Raw genomic sequence first — 16,689 nt, forward strand, 5'->3', positions numbered from 1 at the left:
GAGAGCGACCTGTTCCGCGGTAGCTCAGTGGTAGAGCAGCCGGCTGTTAACCGGCTGGTCGTAGGTTCGAATCCTACCCGCGGAGCCACTCTTCCTCTCGGGGATTTCCCATTATTCTTGATGGTCTTGGACGCTTCCCGGCGGGCGCTCGGCCGCGTCGCGGCGTTTCGTCCAGGGGCGGTGATCGCCGCTTGCATCGACTCGAAGCGGCGGCTATCACCCGGCCTCTTCAAGAGAGCGACCTGTTCCGCGGTAGCTCAGTGGTAGAGCAGCCGGCTGTTAACCGGCTGGTCGTAGGTTCGAATCCTACCCGCGGAGCCACTCTCCCCCCGACGGGATCCCCGACAATCTAGTCCCAGGACGGTTTCGACCGGATCGTCAGCGGCACGCCGCCGTCGGCGTGGACCGAGATCTTGTCGCCCTGCCGCTCGAAGGTCAGGTCGACCATTTCGGCGCCCACCCGCAGCCGCTCGACGCGCAGGCGGTCGATGCCGATCGGCAGACGCGGATCGACCAGTTCGATCTCGCCGCGATTGGCGTCGACGGTGATGCCCAGGCAGGCCTGCAGCAGCATGAACACCGAGCCGGCCGCCCAGGCCTGGGGCAGGCAGGCGACAGGATAGGCCACGGGCGGTTCGCCGGGCGAACGGGGGAAGCCGCAGAAGAGCTCGGGCAGGCGCATGCTCATGCGGCTGGCGGTCTCGAACATGTCGGCCGTCAACTTCACCACGCCGTCGCGTTCGCCGTAGCGCGACAGGCCCATGACGCACAGCGCCGAGTCGTGCGGCCAGACCGAACCATTGTGGTAGCTGATGGGGTTGAAGCGGGCCTCGCCCGTGGCCAGAGTCCGCAGGCCCCAGCCGGAGTTGAACGGCGCCGACAACAGGTGCTCGGTGACCTTGCGGGCGCGCTCGGGCGTGGGCAGGCCGCAGAATAGCAGGTGGCCGGGATTGGACGATAGCGGCCGGCACAGCTGGCCCTGACCGTCGACGGCGATGCCGTAGAAGTTCCGGTCGTCCATCCAGAAGAGCGCCTCGACCTTTTCGCGCAAGGTGTCGGCCTTCTGCTTCCAGATGGTCGCCTGGGCGTTCTCGCCGCGACGCTCGGCCAGGCGCGCCATGCCGCGATAGGCCGCGAAGGCGTAGCCCTGCACCTCGACCAGGGCGATCGGACCGCTCGGATAGCGACCATCGGTGTGGAAGACAGAGTCCTCGCTGTCCTTCCAGCCCTGGTTCGAGAGGCCGCTGTCCTGGCCGCGGGCGTAGTCGATCAGGCCGTCGCCATCGCTGTCGCCGTCGTGCTCGATCCAGTGCATGGCGCGGATCAGCGCCGGCCACAGCTCGTCGATCAGCTTGTCGTCGCCGGTGCGGGCCTGGTAGGCGCCGGCCAGGGCCACGAACAGCGGCGTGGTGTCGACCCCGCCATAGTAGCGGCCGAATGGCACCTCGCCCATGGCCGGCATCTCGCCCTTGCGGGTCTCGTGCATGATCTTGCCGGGCGCGCTGTCGCGGAAAGTCGAGCGTTCCTCGGCCTGGTGGGCGGCGAGGTACCTCAGCACGCCCTTGGCCAGCGACGGCTCGAACCACAGGATCTGCCAGGCGGTGATGATCGCGTCTCGCCCGAAGGCGGTCGAGAACCACGGGATACCGGCATAGGGGTAGGGGCCGGTCTCCATCTTGGTGGTCAGCAGGGCCAGGTCCGAACGCGACTTGCCCAGCCACTCGTTGAACAGGCGCCCCGAACTGTTCAGCCGCGCGCCGTGCCGGCGGCGTGCGCGCATGTCCCAGCGGGCCCGGGCGGCGGCGTCGCGGAAGCGCTCGCGACTAGGCACGTGCCCATCGACGATACCGATTTCGATATAGAGCTCGGTTTCGCCCTCGGCCTGCAGCGAGAACATGAACTCGGCCTTGTGGGCGCTCAGGCGGTATGGCGCGTCCGAAAAGGTGATGAACGAGGCGCGCTCGACGCCGTCCAGGCCGATATAGCTGTAGGCTACACGGCGCCCGTCGACATGCGGCGGTCCCTTGACGCCCCGCTTGGCGCGATGACTGCCGCGCACCTCGAACATGTCGCGAAAATCAGCGTCGAACTCGATCGCCATCGGCAGCAGCACGGTGTCGCGGCTGTAGTTGACGCAGCGAATGCGCTCGAACAGTCGCTCGCCCCACAGGAAGCGCTTGCGCTCGATGTGCAGCACGCCGGGCGGTCCCATGCGCTCGCCAGGGTACGGCAGAGCCTGATTGGTGCTGTTGCACGTGAAGAAGACATTGTCGTGCGCCACCGCCGCCGACAGCAGCGACGGTGAGCGCCCGCCCAGGGTCAGGCGATAGAACGACAGAATACGCGTGTCGTTGTGGAAAAGGCCGTCGCCCTGACCCGCGATATCGCCGAACTCGTCGGCGACGATGAACGTGTCCTTGTCCTTCAGGGCGTAGAGATTCTGCGGCGCGCGGACCTCAGCCGTCACGCCGTAGTCGACCGGTGCGTCCAACGCCGGTGCGAGATTCTCCATGGCCCCTCCTGTAGGTTCGTCTTAAGCGCTGGCGGCCAAGTCGACGAGGGATGGGTACACGGCGCCGCCGTCGCACAGCTTTTCGTAAAGCGCGACGTAGCGTCGGGCCATCGCCTCGGACGAGAACCTTGTGTCGAAACGCCGACGTACGAGGTTCCGATCCAGGGCGGATGCACGAATGATCGCCTCGGCGGCCTGGTCGTCGTTGTCGACGATGAAGCCGGTGAGGCCCTCGTCGATGACTTCGGGCACCGAACCGCAGCGATAGGCGACCACCGGCGTGCCGCAGGCCATGGCCTCGACCATGACCAAGCCGAAGGGCTCGGGCCAGTCGATCGGGAAGAGCAGGGCGTCGGCGCCGCCCAGGAAGGCCGACTTTTCGTGATCGCCGATTTCGCCGATGAACTCGATCAGCGGGTCGCCGTTGATCATCGGTTCGATCTTGTCCTCGAAATATCGGCGGTCGGCGCTGTCGACCTTGGCGGCGATCTTCAGCGTCTTGCCCAGGCGCTTGGCCAGCATGATCGCGCGGTCGGGGCGCTTCTCGGGCGAGATGCGGCCCAGGAAGGCCAGGTAACCCTCGCTCTTTTCCGAGAACGTGTAGAGCTCGGCGTTCATACCGTGATGGACGGTGCCGGCCCAGTTGGCGAAGGGCAGGGGGCGACGCTGATCATCGCTGATCGAGACCAGCGGAAACTGCGGGTATCGCTTGTAGACGGCGGGCAGGTCCTTCAGGTCCAGTCGGCCGTGCAGAGTGGTCAGGGTCCGCCCCGCGCGGTCGGCGAAGAACGGGAACTGGATCATGTCGGTATGGAAGTGGACGACGTCGAACTCGTCGGCCAGGGCGCGGACCTCGGCGATCTGGGCCAGGTGCGCGGCCAGGTCGGACTTCAGTGGCGCGGGGTCGAGGCGGATGGCCTGGTCGCGGGTGGCGATCAGCCGGGCCTTGGTCTGAGCGTCCGCGCTGGCGAACAACGTCACCTCGTGGCCCAGATCGACGAGGGCGTCCGTCAGGTGGGCGACGACACGTTCGGTGCCGCCATACAGGCGCGGCGGGACAGCCTCGTAGAGGGGGGTGACCTGAGCGATCTTCATGGGCGGACCTTGGAACAGGGGGAACTGGAACGCGGCGCTGGTCCGCTTTCAGTTCAGTTCCGCCGGCCCTGAATGGTTCCGCCGCGAGCCTTTTTGCGGCCTTATTGCTGCTGAGTGCGGCGTTCCAGCTGTTCCTGGCGTTCACGTTCCTGCCGCTCGCTGCGCTGGCGGCGCCGGTAGCGGCCATAGGCTTTGCGGGCCACGCCATCGAGGCGGGGCAGGAAATAGATGACGATCAGGGCGCAGATCGCGGCCGCGATCACAACTGGCGCACTCAGCATGGCAGATTCCCCATGAAGCCTACTGTTTCGGCTTCCTCCCCCACCGACGGACACGCCGCCGATAGCTGCTTATTTACCATAGACGAGGCGTGATCAATCGATGTTCCGTGACATCGACCGTCACTACTTCTGATGATCGTCATTTGGTCTTTTCAAGCATGCCTCGGTAAGTCGATGACGCTTTTAAGGCCTTCGCGGGACGATGGGCGGGCAAGCGCGGCCTCCGATCGCATTGCGTTTCGGCCGGACGCGGACCTATAAGCCTGCTCGAAAGTCCAGTCCTTCGAGGGATTCCATGAGCACCGACTTCACCGCCGCGCGGCTGAACATGGTCGAGAGCCAAATTCGCACCGCCGACGTCACCGATCTGCCGTTGCAGGACGCGTTGCGGGTGGTGGCGCGCGAGAGCGTGGTGCCGGCTTCGAAGGCCTATCTGGCCTATGCCGACGCCGACATCGAATACGCGCCGGGCCGCTGGCTGCTGCGTCCTCGCGAAGTGGGCAAGCTGCTGCAGGTTTTGAAGCCGCGCGAAGGCGAGAAGGCCCTGGCCATCGCCGCGCCGTACGCGGCCGCCGTCCTGGAAAAGATGGGCCTGTCGGTGACCCGTCTTGAAGGCGATGATCTGAGGGCCGTTCCCGCGGGTTCGTACGACGTGATCATCTGCGAAGGCGCCGTGGCGCTGGCTCCGAGCGCCTGGCAGGACGCCCTGGCCGCGGGCGGTCGCCTGGGCGTGATCGAGCGCACCGGTCCGGTGGGCCGCGCGGCCATTTATCTGCGCGCCGAAGACGGCGTGGGTCGTCGTCAGGCCTTTGACGCTTCGCCGCCCGTCCTGGCGGGATTCGAGGCGGAAGCCGGGTTCAGCTTCTAGACACAGGCGCTCTAGCGCTTGCCGCAACGTCCGCGTGAAAAAAGCTTAACTGGCGGCGTCTGGCGGTCCGACTTACACGCGATCATATTGTGGCAGGCGCGAGCTTCGCGTGATTGGGGATAGAATCTTGATGTCGAACCGTCGACGGGCCGGATTGCTGGCCGCCGCTTGCAGCGCCGGCCTGATGGCTGGGGCGTTCTCCGTGGCCCCCCTTTCGATAGCTCGGGCCGAATCCCTGGCCGACGCAGTCGCCCTGGCCTATCAGACCAATCCGACCCTGCAGCAGCAGCGCGCGGTCCAGCGCGCCACGGACGAAAGCGTGGTTCGCGCGCGGACTGGCTTCCGCCCGACCGTGAATGCTTCGGCCAGCCTGACCAATTCGCGCACCGACCTGGCCAACCCGTCCACCACGGTGGTCGGTGGCGTGCTGGTCACGGGAACGGACGTCAACAAGGTCGGCGCCAGCAACGCCACGATCCAGCTGTCCCAGCCGCTCTATACCGGCGGCCAGGCGACCGCCAACCTGTCGGCCGCCGAGGCTGACGTGATGGCCGGTCGCGAGGACCTGCGCCGCGTCGAGCAGAGCGTGCTGGCCAATGTCGTGACGGCCTATGTCGACGTGCGCCGCAACCAGGAAACCTTGCGGATCGCCAACGAGAACGTCGCGGTGCTGACGCGCCAGCTCGACGAATCGAACGCCCGCTTCGAGGTCGGCGAGATCACCCGCACCGACGTGGCCCAGTCGCAGGCGCGTCTGGCCGCCGCGAAGGCTAGCCAGTCCTCGGCCCAGGGCAACCTGGCCATCGCTCGCGCCACCTACGCCCAGATCGTCGGCCAGAACCCGACCGACCTGACGCCCGAGCCGTCTCTGGCCGGCGTATTGCCGGCTTCGGTCGAGCAGGCCTTCGACGCCGCCGAGGGCAGCAACCCGGCCGTGTTGGCCGCGCGCTACGCCGAACAGGCCGCCACCGCCCGCGTGGCCTTGGCCAAGTCCGCCTACCTGCCGACCGTCTCGGCCGGCGCCAGCCTCGGCTACGACGCGTCCGAAGTGAACGGCAACGGTAAGCAGTTCGGCCAGTACGACCGCGCCATCGCCGGCTCGGTGACCGCCCGCGTGCCGCTGTTCACCGGGGGGCTCAACGCCTCGAACGTCCGCACCGCCCGCGAGCGCGAGAACGCCGCGCGCATCGCCGTCGATGGCGCCAAGCGCACGGTGATCCAGCAGGTCTCGGCCGCCTGGAGCACCTTGCTGGCGGCCCGCGCCAACCTGGTCTCCAACGAGGAGCAGGTGAGGGCGACCCGCATCGCCTTCGAAGGCGTGCGCCAGGAGCAGCAGGTCGGCCTGCGCACCACGCTGGACGTGCTGAACGCCCAGCTGGAACTGGCCAATGCCGAACTGGCCCTGGTCGGCGCCCGCCGCGACGAATACGTGGCCAGCGCCGTGCTGCTGCAGGCCATGGGTCAGCTGGACGTCACCAAGCTGGCCGCTGGCGCGACGACCTACGATCCGAAAGCGTCGTACGACCGCGTGACGCACAGCGCTGGCTGGGTGCCGTGGGAACCGGTGGTCCAGGCGATCGATAAGGTCGGTGCGCCCTCGACCAAACCGCGGCCGGCCTCTAAGTAGGTTTCGCGCCCGCGTCGATTCCGCCCAGGCGCGGACTTGCGCTTGCTTAACACGCGTAAGTCTGCACCATCGCGGCTAAGCGCGACCCAAGGCGCGCAAGGATTCGTACCTCTTTACGACGGCCCCGCACATGTCCGATCAGAGCTCTCAAGAACCGACGATGGAGGAGATCCTCGCCTCCATCCGGCGCATCATCTCGGAGGATGACGCGCCGGCGGAGCCTGCGGCCGAGGCGGCCGCGCCTCCGCCGCCGCCGGAACCCGAACCGATCGAGGATGACATCCTCGAGCTGACGGATCCGATCGCGCCGGAGCCCGAGCCCGAACCGCTGGAAACCGTCGGCGACATCGACGTCTATTCGCCGGAACCCGAGCCGGAGCCCGTCTACACGCCGCCTCCAGCCGCGCCGTCGCCGGTCTTCAACCGTGATGAAGTGGCCGACAACCTGGTCGGGGACCAAGCCGCATCGGCGGCCGCCAGCGCCTTTGGCAGCCTGAGCTCGGCTTTGCTGATGCCCAAGGACGGCCGGACCCTGGAGGACGTCGTACGCGAGCTGCTGCGCCCGCTGCTCAAGGAGTGGCTGGACCAGAACCTGCCGCGCATCGTCGAGACCAAGGTCGAGGAAGAAGTGCACCGGATCGCCCGCGGTCGCGGCGGCTAGGCCTTCTCCAAAGCCGAGAAATCAAGGCGGTCGCTGCGGCGGCCGCCTTTTTCGTTTCAAAACCGTCAGAAAACCCAGGCCCGCCGGTTTCGCGCCGGGGCCGCAGATGGCATATCCGCTCCGCCATGCTTGAAAAGACCTTCGATCCCAAGTCCGTCGAACCCCGCCTGTACGCCGCCTGGGAGGCCTCCGGGGCCTTCAAGCCAGCTGAGGATCCGAACGCGGAGCCGTTCGTCATCGTGATCCCGCCGCCCAACGTCACGGGCAGCTTGCACATCGGCCACGCGCTGAACAACACCCTGCAGGACGTGCTGACGCGCTTCCATCGCATGCGCGGCAAGGCCGCCCTGTGGCTGCCGGGCACCGACCACGCGGGCATCGCCACCCAGATGGTGGTCGAGCGCCAGCTGGCCGCCGCCGGCAACATTGGTCGCCGCGACATGGGCCGCGAGGCCTTCGTGGACAAGGTCTGGGCGTGGAAGGCCGAGAGCGGCGGGACCATCACCAACCAGCTGCGCCGCCTAGGCGCCAGCTGCGACTGGTCGCGTGAACGCTTCACCCTGGACGAGGGCCTGTCGGCCGCCGTTCGCAAGGTGTTCGTCCAGCTCTACAAGCAGAACCTGCTTTATCGCGACAAGCGCCTGGTCAACTGGGACCCGCAGTTCCAGACCGCCATCTCCGACCTCGAGGTCGAGCAGAAGGAGGTCGACGGCGCCTATTGGCACTTCGCCTATCCGCTGGCCGACGGCGTCACCTACCAGCACCCGATCGCCTTCGACGACGACGGCAAGGCGACCGAGTTCGAGACCCGCGACTACATTGTTGTCGCGACCACGCGACCGGAAACCATGCTGGGCGACACCGGCGTCGCGGTTCACCCCGATGACGAGCGCTACAAGGGCCTGGTCGGCAAGTTCGTGACCCTGCCCATCGTCGGCCGTCGCATCCCGATCGTCGCCGACGACTACGCCGATCCGACCAAGGGCTCGGGCGCGGTCAAGATCACCCCGGCCCACGACTTCAACGACTTCCAGGTGGGCAAGCGCGCCGGCCTGGAGGCGATCAACATCCTGACGCCGGAAGCCAAGCTGAACGAGGCCGTGCCGGCCGAGTATGTCGGCCTGGACCGCTTCGTCGCGCGCAAGGCCATCGTCGCCCGCGCCGAGGAAGAGGGCTGGCTGAAGGAGATCGAGAAGACCAAGCACATGGTCCCGCACGGCGACCGTTCTGGCGTGGTCATCGAGCCTTTCCTGACCGACCAATGGTACGTCGACGCCAAGACCCTGGCCCAGCCGGCCCTGAAGGCGGTCGAGGACGGCGACACCGTCTTCGAGCCCAAGCATTGGGAAAAGACCTACTTCGAGTGGCTGCGCAACATCGAGCCGTGGTGCGTCTCGCGCCAGCTGTGGTGGGGCCACCGTATTCCGGCGTGGTTTGGCCCGGACGGCTCGATCTTCGTCGAGGAGACGGAAGAAGAGGCTTACGCCGCCGCTCGCGCCCAGTTCGGCGCCGATGTCGTCCTGGCCCAGGACGAGGACGTCCTCGATACCTGGTTTTCCTCCGCGCTGTGGCCGTTCTCGACCTTGGGCTGGCCCGAGAAAACCGCCGACCTGGCCAAGTTCTACCCGACCAGCACGCTCGTCACCGGCTTCGACATCATCTTCTTCTGGGTCGCCCGGATGATGATGATGGGCATCCACTTCATGGGCGGAGTCCCGTTCAAGCAGGTGTTCATCAACGCCCTCGTCCGTGACGAGAAGGGCGCCAAGATGAGCAAGTCCAAGGGCAACGTGATGGATCCGCTGATCCTGATCGACGAACTGGGCTGCGACGCGGTGCGCTTCACCATGACGGCGATGTCGGGCCAGGCGCGCGACATCAAGCTCAGCAAGCAGCGCATCGAGGGCTATCGCAACTTCGGCACCAAACTGTGGAACGCCTCGCGCTTCGCCCAGATGAACGAATGCGTCCGCGTCGAGGGCTTCGATCCCGCGAGCGTCGCGCAGCCGATCAACAAGTGGATCCGCGGAGAGACGGTCAAGACCGTGGCCGAGGTCACCAAGGCCCTGGAAGGCCCGGCATTCGACGAGGCCGCCGGCGCCCTGTACCGCTTCGTCTGGAACGTGTTCTGCGACTGGTACCTGGAGCTGGCCAAGCCGATCCTGAACGGCGACGATGCTGCGGCCAAGGCCGAGACCCGCGCCACCGCCGCCTGGGCGCTGGACGTGATCCTGAAACTGCTGCACCCGGTGATGCCGTTCATCACCGAGGAGCTGTGGGAAAAGACCGCCGAGTTCGGCCCGGCTCGCGAGACGATGCTGATCTCCGCCCAATGGCCGGAGCTACCGGAAAGCTGGATCGACGCCGAGGCCGAGGCCGAGATCGGCTGGCTGGTCGAGACGGTCGGCGAGATCCGGTCGATCCGCGCCGAGATGAACGTGCCGCCGTCGGCCAAGCCCGCGCTCAGCGTCGTCGGCGCCGGCGTGGAGACCAAGGCTCGCCTGACCCGGCACCGCGATCTGCTGCTGACCCTGGCCCGCCTGGACAGCGTCCGCGAAGCTGAAACCTCTCCGGCGGGTTCGGTCCCGATCGTGATGGGCGAGGCGACCGGCGCTCTGGCCATCGCCGAGTTCATCGACCTGGCCGCCGAGAAGGCCCGCCTGACCAAGGAAATCGCCGGCCATGTCGGCGAGATCGAGAAGGTCGGCAAGAAACTCGGCAACCCCGACTTCCTGGCCCGCGCCAAGGAAGAGGTCATCGAGGAAAACCGCGAACGCCTCGCCGACGCCGAAGCCGCCAAGGCCAAGCTCGAGGCGGCGCTGAGCCGGCTGGAGTCGGTGGGCTAGAAGCTTAAGCCGCCCTCGGGCGTCGTCTTGAGAAGACCATAGCTGGAGACGCCCGGATGCGGCGTCTCCAGCGGATGGCTGTGCGTGGCGGTGATCACCACCACCTTGGCGCCGGCCGCCTCGGCCGCGGCGATGCCGGCCGGAGCGTCCTCGAACACCAGGCAGTCCTCGATCGCGTGGCCCAGCCGCTTCGCCGCCAGCAGGAAGCAGTCCGGGGCGGGTTTGCCGCGCTCGACATCCTCGGCCGTGACCAGCACGGCGGGGAGGGGCAGGCCCGCCGCCGTCAGGCGCACCTTGGCCAGTTCGCGTGGGGCGGAGGTGACGACGGCCCAGCGGTCGGCGGGCAGGGCGGCCAGGAAGGCAGCCGCCCCCTCGATGGCGTCGATCCCGTCGACATCGGCGATCTCGCCCTCCATCAGCGCCAGGACCTCGGCCGCCTCGTCGACATCGGGGATGTTGAAGCCGCGCACCGTCTCGATCGCCCGCCGGCCGTGGATGCGCTTGAGCACCGCTTCGACATCCAGCCCGTGCCTGCGCGCCCAGGCGCCCCAAACCCGTTCGCTGGCGACGATCGAGGTCAGGACCGTGCCGTCCATGTCGAACAGGAAGGCGGCGAATGCGCGGTCGGGAAACAGTAGGGCTTTAGTCACACAACGCTCCAGATTCGGGCCTATGACGCAGTCATCCACCCGGGCGGGGGCGGTGTCCACGCCGCGCGACATGACCAAGGATTAACTAGGCCGCGCGTCGCCTGGCTGATCTTCTCCCGCCGTGTGGCAGGGAGCGTGACCGTGCGAGTTGTTGGCCTGGGACTGATGATGCTGGGCCTGATCGTCGGGAGCGCCCACGCGGCGCCAGATCCGGTCGAACGCGCCGACACGATCGTCCGCCGCGCCATGGCCGAGCAGCACATCCCGGCCCTGCAGATCGCCGTCGTCAAGGACGGCAAGATCGTGATGTCTCGCGCCTACGGCGTCGCCGACCTGGCCAAACAGACGCCGGTGACGCCCGGGACCGTCTTTCCGCTCAACTCGATCACCAAGGCTTTCACGGGCGTGGCCGCCATGCGCGAGGTCGAGGCCGGGCGGCTGGATCTGGCCAAGCCGATCGGAGGCTACGTCGCGGGCCTGCCGGAAGCCTGGCGCGCGATCGAGGTTCGCCGACTATTGAGCCACACCTCGGGCCTGCCGAACTTCGACGACAGCGACGGCGACGGGAAGGCCGCCTGGGCGACCACCATGGCCAAGCCCATCCGGTTCCCGCCCGGACAGCGGTTCGACTACAATCAGACCAACTACGCCCTGATCCAGATGGCCATCAACGGCCTGCGAGCGAGGGCGCCCGACGCCACCCTGGCCGGCGAGCAGATCGCCCTGGCTGGCATGAGCCGCACCGGCTGGGGTGACAGCCGCGACGCGGGACCGGAGCGGGCGACATCATACGGCTATCGCAAGGCTACGCCCGATCAGCCGGCTGTTCGCACCGAGATCTTCTCGCCGCTGCACCGCGCGGCCGCCGGCATGGTCAGCACGGCCAGCGACGTGGCCCGATGGCTGATCGCCCTGCAAGGCGACACGCTGCTGAATCGGTCGACGAAACAGACGATGTGGACCCAGGTCGCCTATACCGACGGCAAGCTCGGCCAGTGGGGCATGGGCTGGCTGGTCCTGGACCGGCCCACGCACCGCGCCGTGGCCATGACCGGCGGCAGCCGCTCGGCGGTCTATGTTTATCCGGAGGACAAGGTCGGGGTGGTGATCCTGACCAACCTGGCCGGCTCGGCGCCCGAGGACCTGATCGACGAGATCGCGCTGGGCTTCATTCCCGGCATGACCCTGACCGGCGTCCCGGCCCTGCGCGCGGCGCTGGCGGGGCAGGAGGGCGCCGACCCCGCCGCCACGACCGCGGCCTTTCGCGCCGCCCATCCCGGCTTCGCCGCCGACGAGCACGAGCTGAACGACTGGGGCTATCGCCTGCTGGCCTTCGGCAAGCCGCGCTCGGCCCTGGCGGTGCTGAAGCTGACGGCCGACCTCTATCCCGCCAGCGGCAACGCCTTCGACAGCCTGGGCGAGGCCTATGCGGGCAATGGCGACACGGCCTCGGCGATCGTCGCCTACCGCAAGGCGCTGACGCTGGATCCCACCAACAAGAACGCCGCCGGCTGGCTCGAGCGGCTCGAAAAACAGCCCGGCTAGGGTTGTAACTTATCAATGTTCTCCTAGCGTCAAACGGACGTTTGCATCCGGCTGGCGGCTGTGCTCTCTGGTCGTCGAACGCGCTCGATCAAACAGGGCGCGACACCATACCGGGAGAGTAAAAATGACCCAGGCCGCCCCCCAAGCCGCTGTCAAGGCCGCGCCGTGGCCCGCGATGTCCGTCCAGCAAGCCTATGCGCTGATCACCGCGCCCGGCACGCCTGGCGAGATGGAAGAGGTCGAGATCCGGGGCGTCAAGACCCGCACCTGGAAGAACGCTCCGCCGACCCTGCGCGACACGCTGGTCATGGGCCGCGCCCACGGCGAGAAGATTTTCCTGGTCCACGAGGACGAGCGGGTCAGCTTCGAGGCCTTCTACCGCGCCGTGACCCACATGGCCGCCGAGCTGGAGGCTTTCGGGCTCAAGAAGGGCGACCGAGTCGCCATCGTCATGCGCAATCTGCCGGAATGGCCGGTGGCCTTCTACGCGGCCCTGTCGGTCGGCGCGATCGTCACGCCGCTGAACGCCTGGTGGACAGGGCCTGAGCTGGAATACGGACTGGTCGATTCCGGGGCGCGTGTCGCCATCGTGGACGTCGAGCGTTTCGAGCGTCTGGCCGAGCATTTCGACCACTGTCCGGCGCTGGAACGCGTCTATGTCAGCCGTTCGAAGGAAGAGATCGCCCACCCATATGTGAAGCGGCTGGAGACCGCGATTGGCTGCCCCAACGACTGGACCAAACTGGAAGAAAAGCCGTTGCCGGCGGTGGCGATTGGTCCGGACGACGACGCGACGATCTTCTACACCTCGGGCACGACGGGTAAGCCCAAGGGCGCCATCGGCACCCATCGCAACGTCAACAGCAACATCTTCGCCGCCGCCGCCGCCGGGGCTCGCAGCTTCCTGCGCCGTGGCGAGGCGCCGCCCCAGCCCGATCCCAGCCTGCCCCAGAAGGGTTCGCTGATTTCGGTGCCGTTCTTCCATGCCACGGGCTGTTTCGCGGTGCTGAACCCTTCGCTGTTCGGCGGCGCCAAGCTGGCCATGATCCGCAAGTGGGATCCAGACAAGGCGATGCAGCTGATCCAGGACGAGCGCCTGACCCAGATGGGCGGCGTGCCGACCATCGCCTGGCAGATCATCGAGCATCCCAACCGCGAGAAGTACGACCTGTCGTCGATCGAGGCGGTGGCCTATGGCGGGGCGCCGTCGGCCCCAGAGCTGGTGCGCAAGATCAAGGAGATCTGGCCCAAGGCCTCGCCGGGCAACGGCTGGGGCATGACCGAGACCTCGGCGACCGCGACCAGCAATTCGGCCGAGGACTATGAGAACCGCCCCGACAGCTGCGGCCCCGCCGTGCCGGTGACGGACCTCAAGATCATGACCGTCGAGGCCCCGTATCGCGAACTGCCGATCGGTGAGGTCGGTGAGTTGTGGTGCAAGGGTCCGCAGGTCGTGCGCGGCTACTGGAACAAGCCCGAGGCCTCGGCTGAAACCTTCATCGACGGCTGGGTGCGCACGGGTGACCTGGCGCGCCTGGACGCCGAGGGCTTCTGCTTCATCATCGACCGCGCCAAGGACATGCTGATCCGCGGCGGCGAGAACATCTACTGCATCGAGGTCGAGAACTGCCTCTACGACCACCCGGCGGTGATGGACGCCGCCCTGGTCGGGATCCCGCACAAGACCCTGGGCGAGGAGCCGGCGGCGGTCGTCACCCTGAAGCCGGGCGCCGAGGCCGACGAGGCTGAACTGCGAGCCTTCGTCGCCGACCGCCTGGCCGCCTTCAAGGTGCCGGTGAAGGTGGTTTTCTGGCCCGAGACCTTGCCGCGCAACGCCAACGGCAAGATCATGAAGAACGAACTCAAGAAGGTGTTCGTGGAGGGCTGATCCAATGGTCCAGTCGAAGGCGGCGACGGTCGATGACTTCATGACGGAGGTCGCGCCCGAGCGACGCCCGGCGCTGGACCAGTTGCGAGGGCTCTGTCTTCAGACGTTCGGGGCGGACGCGGAGCTGATGGCCTTCGGCATGCCGGCCTACGGTCCGCCGAAGCTGCCGTGGATCGCCTTCAACAGCCAGAAGCAGCACATCGCCTTCTATGTCGGCCAAACCGCGATGGACGCTTTCGCCGAGCGCCTGGCGGAGATCGACCACGGCAAGGGCTGCATCCGCTGGCGTAGACCCGAGAAAATGGACTTCGCGCTGATCGCGGACATGCTGGAGCATGTCCGCGTCAGGACACAAAGCTAGGCGCTGACCGGCGGTTTCCGATGGGCCCACGGCTGGGCTTCTTCCAACTGATACGCCAGGGCCAGCAGGGTCGCCTCGTCGCCCGCGCGGCCGGCGATCTGGACGCCCACCGGCAGGCCGTCGGCGGTCCAGTGCAGCGGCACGCTCATGGCAGGCGCCCCGGCGACATTCTGGACGGGGGTGTAGCCGACATAGGCCAACAGGCGGGCCTGCAACTCCTCGAACGGGACCCAGCCGGCGACATAGCCCAGCTCGACCGGCGGCTTGCCCAGCACCGGCGACAGGATGACGTCATACTTGGCCAGCCAGGCGTCATAGGTCCCGATATTGCCATTCAGGCGCTTCAGGGCGGCCTCCAGGGCGCCTGGCGGCAGCTTGCCGACCAGTTCGGCCATGCCCAGGGTGAACGGCTCCAGCACGCTGGCGTCAGGTTCGCGGCCGATGGCCTTGCCGACGCCGGCGACCAGTTCGGCCGCGCCGGTGGCCCACAGCACGGTGAAGTCCTGGCCGAACTGGGCGCCGTCCATCGGCCAGTTGGTCGGCTCCACCCTGTGACCCAGGTCCTTCAGCAGCTTGGCGGCGTTGTTGACGGCGGTCCGCACCTCGGCGTCGGGCGCCAGGCCCGTGCCGGTGTTCATGACCAGGCCGACCTTCAGCCTGCGCTTCAGCGGCGCGGTGACGACGCCGATCGGCTTGAACGGCGCGCCGGCGTCGGTGCGCTCGGTAGCGGCGAACAGGGCGGCCGAGTCGCGGACGCTGTGGCTGACGCAGTGCGAGACCGACAGGTCGATGCCCCGGCTGCTGGGCCGGTTCTGGATCATCCGGCCGCGCGAGGGCTTGAGGCCGAACAGGCCGCAATTGGCCGACGGGATGCGGATCGAACCGCCGCCGTCGCTGGCGTGGGCGACCGGCACGATGCCCGAGGCGACCGCCGCCGCCGCCCCACCGGACGAGCCGCCCGACGAGCGGTTGGTGTTCCAGGGATTGCGGGTCGGCAGGAAACCCATCGGCTCGGTGGTCGGCAGGAAGCCGTATTCTGGTGTCGCGGACTTGCCGATCGTCACGAAGCCCGCGGCGTCGAAAGCGTCGATATAGCCAGTCTGCTCCGTCTCCGGCTTGGCGCCGACGCTGGCGCGCGTGCCGTAGCGGGTGCGCACGCCCTTATAGGGATCCAGGTCCTTGACCAGGAACGGCGCGCCGGCGAACGGGCCCGAGATCTGGCCGGCCTTGGCCTTGTCGAGCGCCCGCTCGAAATCCGAGTCGACGATCGCCTGGACCTTGGGCTGCAGCGCTTCCGCGCGCTGGATGGCGGCCTCAACGGCCTCGGCGGCGCTGATCTCCTTGCGGCGGACGCGGCCGGCGATCTCGGTGGCGTCGGGCGTCCAGGGCGGCGGGGCCGATCCCCTGGGCTTGGCGAAGGCGGAAGGCGCCGCGGCGATCGCGGCGGAGGCGGCCATCAGGCCACGGCGGCTGAAACGCATATATTCCCTCCCGACGGACCGGCGTCTTTCGCGCCGGTGATCAATGTTCAGTTGAACCCGAAGCGACCTTGACCGCAAGCCCGTGCTACATGCGCGGTTCAAGTTCCAAGGAGACCGCGTGGCCCGCAAGCGTATCGATATTTTGCTCGTCGAGCGGGGCGTCGTCGACAGCCGCGCCAAGGCCCGTGCGGCCGTCGAGGCGGGGCTGGTCACCGTCAATGGCAAGATCATCACCAAACCCGCCGATACCTTCGAGAACGATGCCGAGATCGTCGCCGAGGCCGCCCATCCTTGGGTCGGGCGCGGCGCGCTGAAGCTGGTGCATGCGCTGGATTTGTGGCCCGTGGTCGTGGAAGGGCGCGTAGCGCTCGACGTCGGGGCGTCCACGGGCGGTTTCACCGAGGTGCTGTTGTCGCGCGGCGCCGAGAAGGTCTTCGCGGTAGACGTCGGTCGGGATCAGCTGCATGCCACGCTGAGAGACGATCCACGCGTCGTGGATCTGTCGGGCGTCGACGCTCGGGCGCTGGACGAGGACGTGATCCCGCGGACGCCGGCCCTGGTCGTCAGCGATGTCAGCTTCATCGCCATGACCAAGGCCCTGCCGATGGCGCTGGACCTGGCGGCGCGAGGCGCCGACCTGATCGCCCTGATCAAGCCCCAGTTCGAAGCCGGTCGCGACTTCGTCGGCAAGGGCGGCCTGGTGAAGGACCCCGAGATCATCGCCCGAGTCGAGCGCGAGGTGGTCGAGTTCCTGGAAAGCTCGGGCTGGTCGGTGAAGGGCCTGACCGAGAGCCCGATCACCGGCGGCGACGGCCAGGTCGAGCGACTGGTCTGGGCGACCAAGACGTGAAACGAAATCGGCCGCTCCACTCCA

General features: G+C 67.5%; 13 protein-coding genes and 2 tRNA genes. 10 read left to right on the forward strand and 5 right to left on the reverse strand.

Going from position 1 to position 16,689, the window contains the following annotated elements; genetic code table 11:
- The first annotated feature begins 13 nt into the window (after positions 1 to 13).
- A tRNA-Asn gene (locus tag ACW173_RS17250) sits at positions 14 to 88 on the forward strand.
- 158 nt (positions 89 to 246) lie between these two features.
- A tRNA-Asn gene (locus ACW173_RS17255) sits at positions 247 to 321 on the forward strand.
- A gap of 28 nt (positions 322 to 349) precedes the next feature.
- On the opposite strand, the gene ACW173_RS17260 is transcribed toward ACW173_RS17255, so the two are convergent.
- From ACW173_RS17260 to ACW173_RS17270, 3 genes are all read right to left on the reverse strand, one after another.
- On the reverse strand, positions 350 to 2,512 hold the full coding sequence (locus ACW173_RS17260; protein WP_492081301.1) for an amylo-alpha-1,6-glucosidase: 2,163 nt from the start codon (positions 2,510 to 2,512) through the stop codon (positions 350 to 352).
- 21 nt (positions 2,513 to 2,533) lie between these two features.
- Positions 2,534 to 3,607 carry a glycosyltransferase family 4 protein gene (locus ACW173_RS17265; RefSeq protein ID WP_492081303.1) on the reverse strand — a complete coding sequence of 358 codons (1,074 nt, stop codon included), beginning with the start codon at positions 3,605 to 3,607 and terminating at the stop codon, positions 2,534 to 2,536.
- A 101-nt stretch (positions 3,608 to 3,708) separates the two neighbouring features.
- Positions 3,709 to 3,888, reverse strand: a complete 180-nt coding sequence (locus ACW173_RS17270) for a hypothetical protein (protein WP_492081304.1) — start codon at positions 3,886 to 3,888, stop codon at positions 3,709 to 3,711.
- 295 nt (positions 3,889 to 4,183) lie between these two features.
- Between ACW173_RS17270 and ACW173_RS17275 the strand changes: the two genes are divergently transcribed.
- From ACW173_RS17275 to ACW173_RS17290, 4 genes are all read left to right on the forward strand, one after another.
- On the forward strand, positions 4,184 to 4,756 hold the full coding sequence (locus tag ACW173_RS17275) for a protein-L-isoaspartate O-methyltransferase family protein (RefSeq protein WP_492081306.1): 573 nt from the start codon (positions 4,184 to 4,186) through the stop codon (positions 4,754 to 4,756).
- 130 nt (positions 4,757 to 4,886) lie between these two features.
- Positions 4,887 to 6,383: a TolC family outer membrane protein gene (locus ACW173_RS17280; protein ID WP_492081308.1), complete on the forward strand. Its 1,497-nt coding sequence runs from the start codon at positions 4,887 to 4,889 to the stop codon at positions 6,381 to 6,383.
- A gap of 130 nt (positions 6,384 to 6,513) precedes the next feature.
- Complete coding sequence (gene popZ / locus ACW173_RS17285; protein ID WP_492081310.1) at positions 6,514 to 7,044, forward strand: pole-organizing protein PopZ; 531 nt, start codon at positions 6,514 to 6,516, stop codon at positions 7,042 to 7,044.
- Between the two features lie 125 nt (positions 7,045 to 7,169).
- Positions 7,170 to 9,890: a valine--tRNA ligase gene (locus ACW173_RS17290; protein ID WP_492081311.1), complete on the forward strand. Its 2,721-nt coding sequence runs from the start codon at positions 7,170 to 7,172 to the stop codon at positions 9,888 to 9,890.
- On the opposite strand, the gene ACW173_RS17295 is transcribed toward ACW173_RS17290, so the two are convergent.
- Complete coding sequence (locus ACW173_RS17295) at positions 9,887 to 10,540, reverse strand: HAD-IA family hydrolase (RefSeq protein WP_492081312.1); 654 nt, start codon at positions 10,538 to 10,540, stop codon at positions 9,887 to 9,889. The two genes, ACW173_RS17290 and ACW173_RS17295, sit on opposite strands and share 4 nt — an antisense overlap.
- Before the next feature lie 141 nt (positions 10,541 to 10,681).
- Between ACW173_RS17295 and ACW173_RS17300 the strand changes: the two genes are divergently transcribed.
- From ACW173_RS17300 to ACW173_RS17310, 3 genes are all read left to right on the forward strand, one after another.
- Positions 10,682 to 12,085 carry a serine hydrolase gene (locus ACW173_RS17300; protein ID WP_492081314.1) on the forward strand — a complete coding sequence of 468 codons (1,404 nt, stop codon included), beginning with the start codon at positions 10,682 to 10,684 and terminating at the stop codon, positions 12,083 to 12,085.
- Positions 12,086 to 12,209: 124 nt separating this feature from the next.
- The gene (locus ACW173_RS17305; RefSeq protein ID WP_492081315.1) at positions 12,210 to 13,973 is read left to right on the forward strand and encodes a class I adenylate-forming enzyme family protein; all 1,764 of its coding nucleotides are present in this window, start codon (positions 12,210 to 12,212) and stop codon (positions 13,971 to 13,973) included.
- A 4-nt stretch (positions 13,974 to 13,977) separates the two neighbouring features.
- Positions 13,978 to 14,334, forward strand: coding sequence for an iron chaperone (locus tag ACW173_RS17310; RefSeq protein WP_492081317.1), 357 nt, complete (start codon positions 13,978 to 13,980; stop codon positions 14,332 to 14,334).
- Here the strand turns inward: ACW173_RS17310 and ACW173_RS17315 are convergent.
- Positions 14,331 to 15,815 carry an amidase gene (locus ACW173_RS17315; protein WP_492081319.1) on the reverse strand — a complete coding sequence of 495 codons (1,485 nt, stop codon included), beginning with the start codon at positions 15,813 to 15,815 and terminating at the stop codon, positions 14,331 to 14,333. The two genes, ACW173_RS17310 and ACW173_RS17315, sit on opposite strands and share 4 nt — an antisense overlap.
- A gap of 118 nt (positions 15,816 to 15,933) precedes the next feature.
- On the opposite strand from ACW173_RS17315, the gene ACW173_RS17320 reads away from it, so the two are divergent.
- Positions 15,934 to 16,665, forward strand: coding sequence for a TlyA family RNA methyltransferase (locus ACW173_RS17320; protein ID WP_492081321.1), 732 nt, complete (start codon positions 15,934 to 15,936; stop codon positions 16,663 to 16,665).
- Positions 16,666 to 16,689 lie beyond the last annotated feature (24 nt).

The sequence above is a fragment of the Caulobacter sp. ALps2 genome (assembly GCF_058681635.1).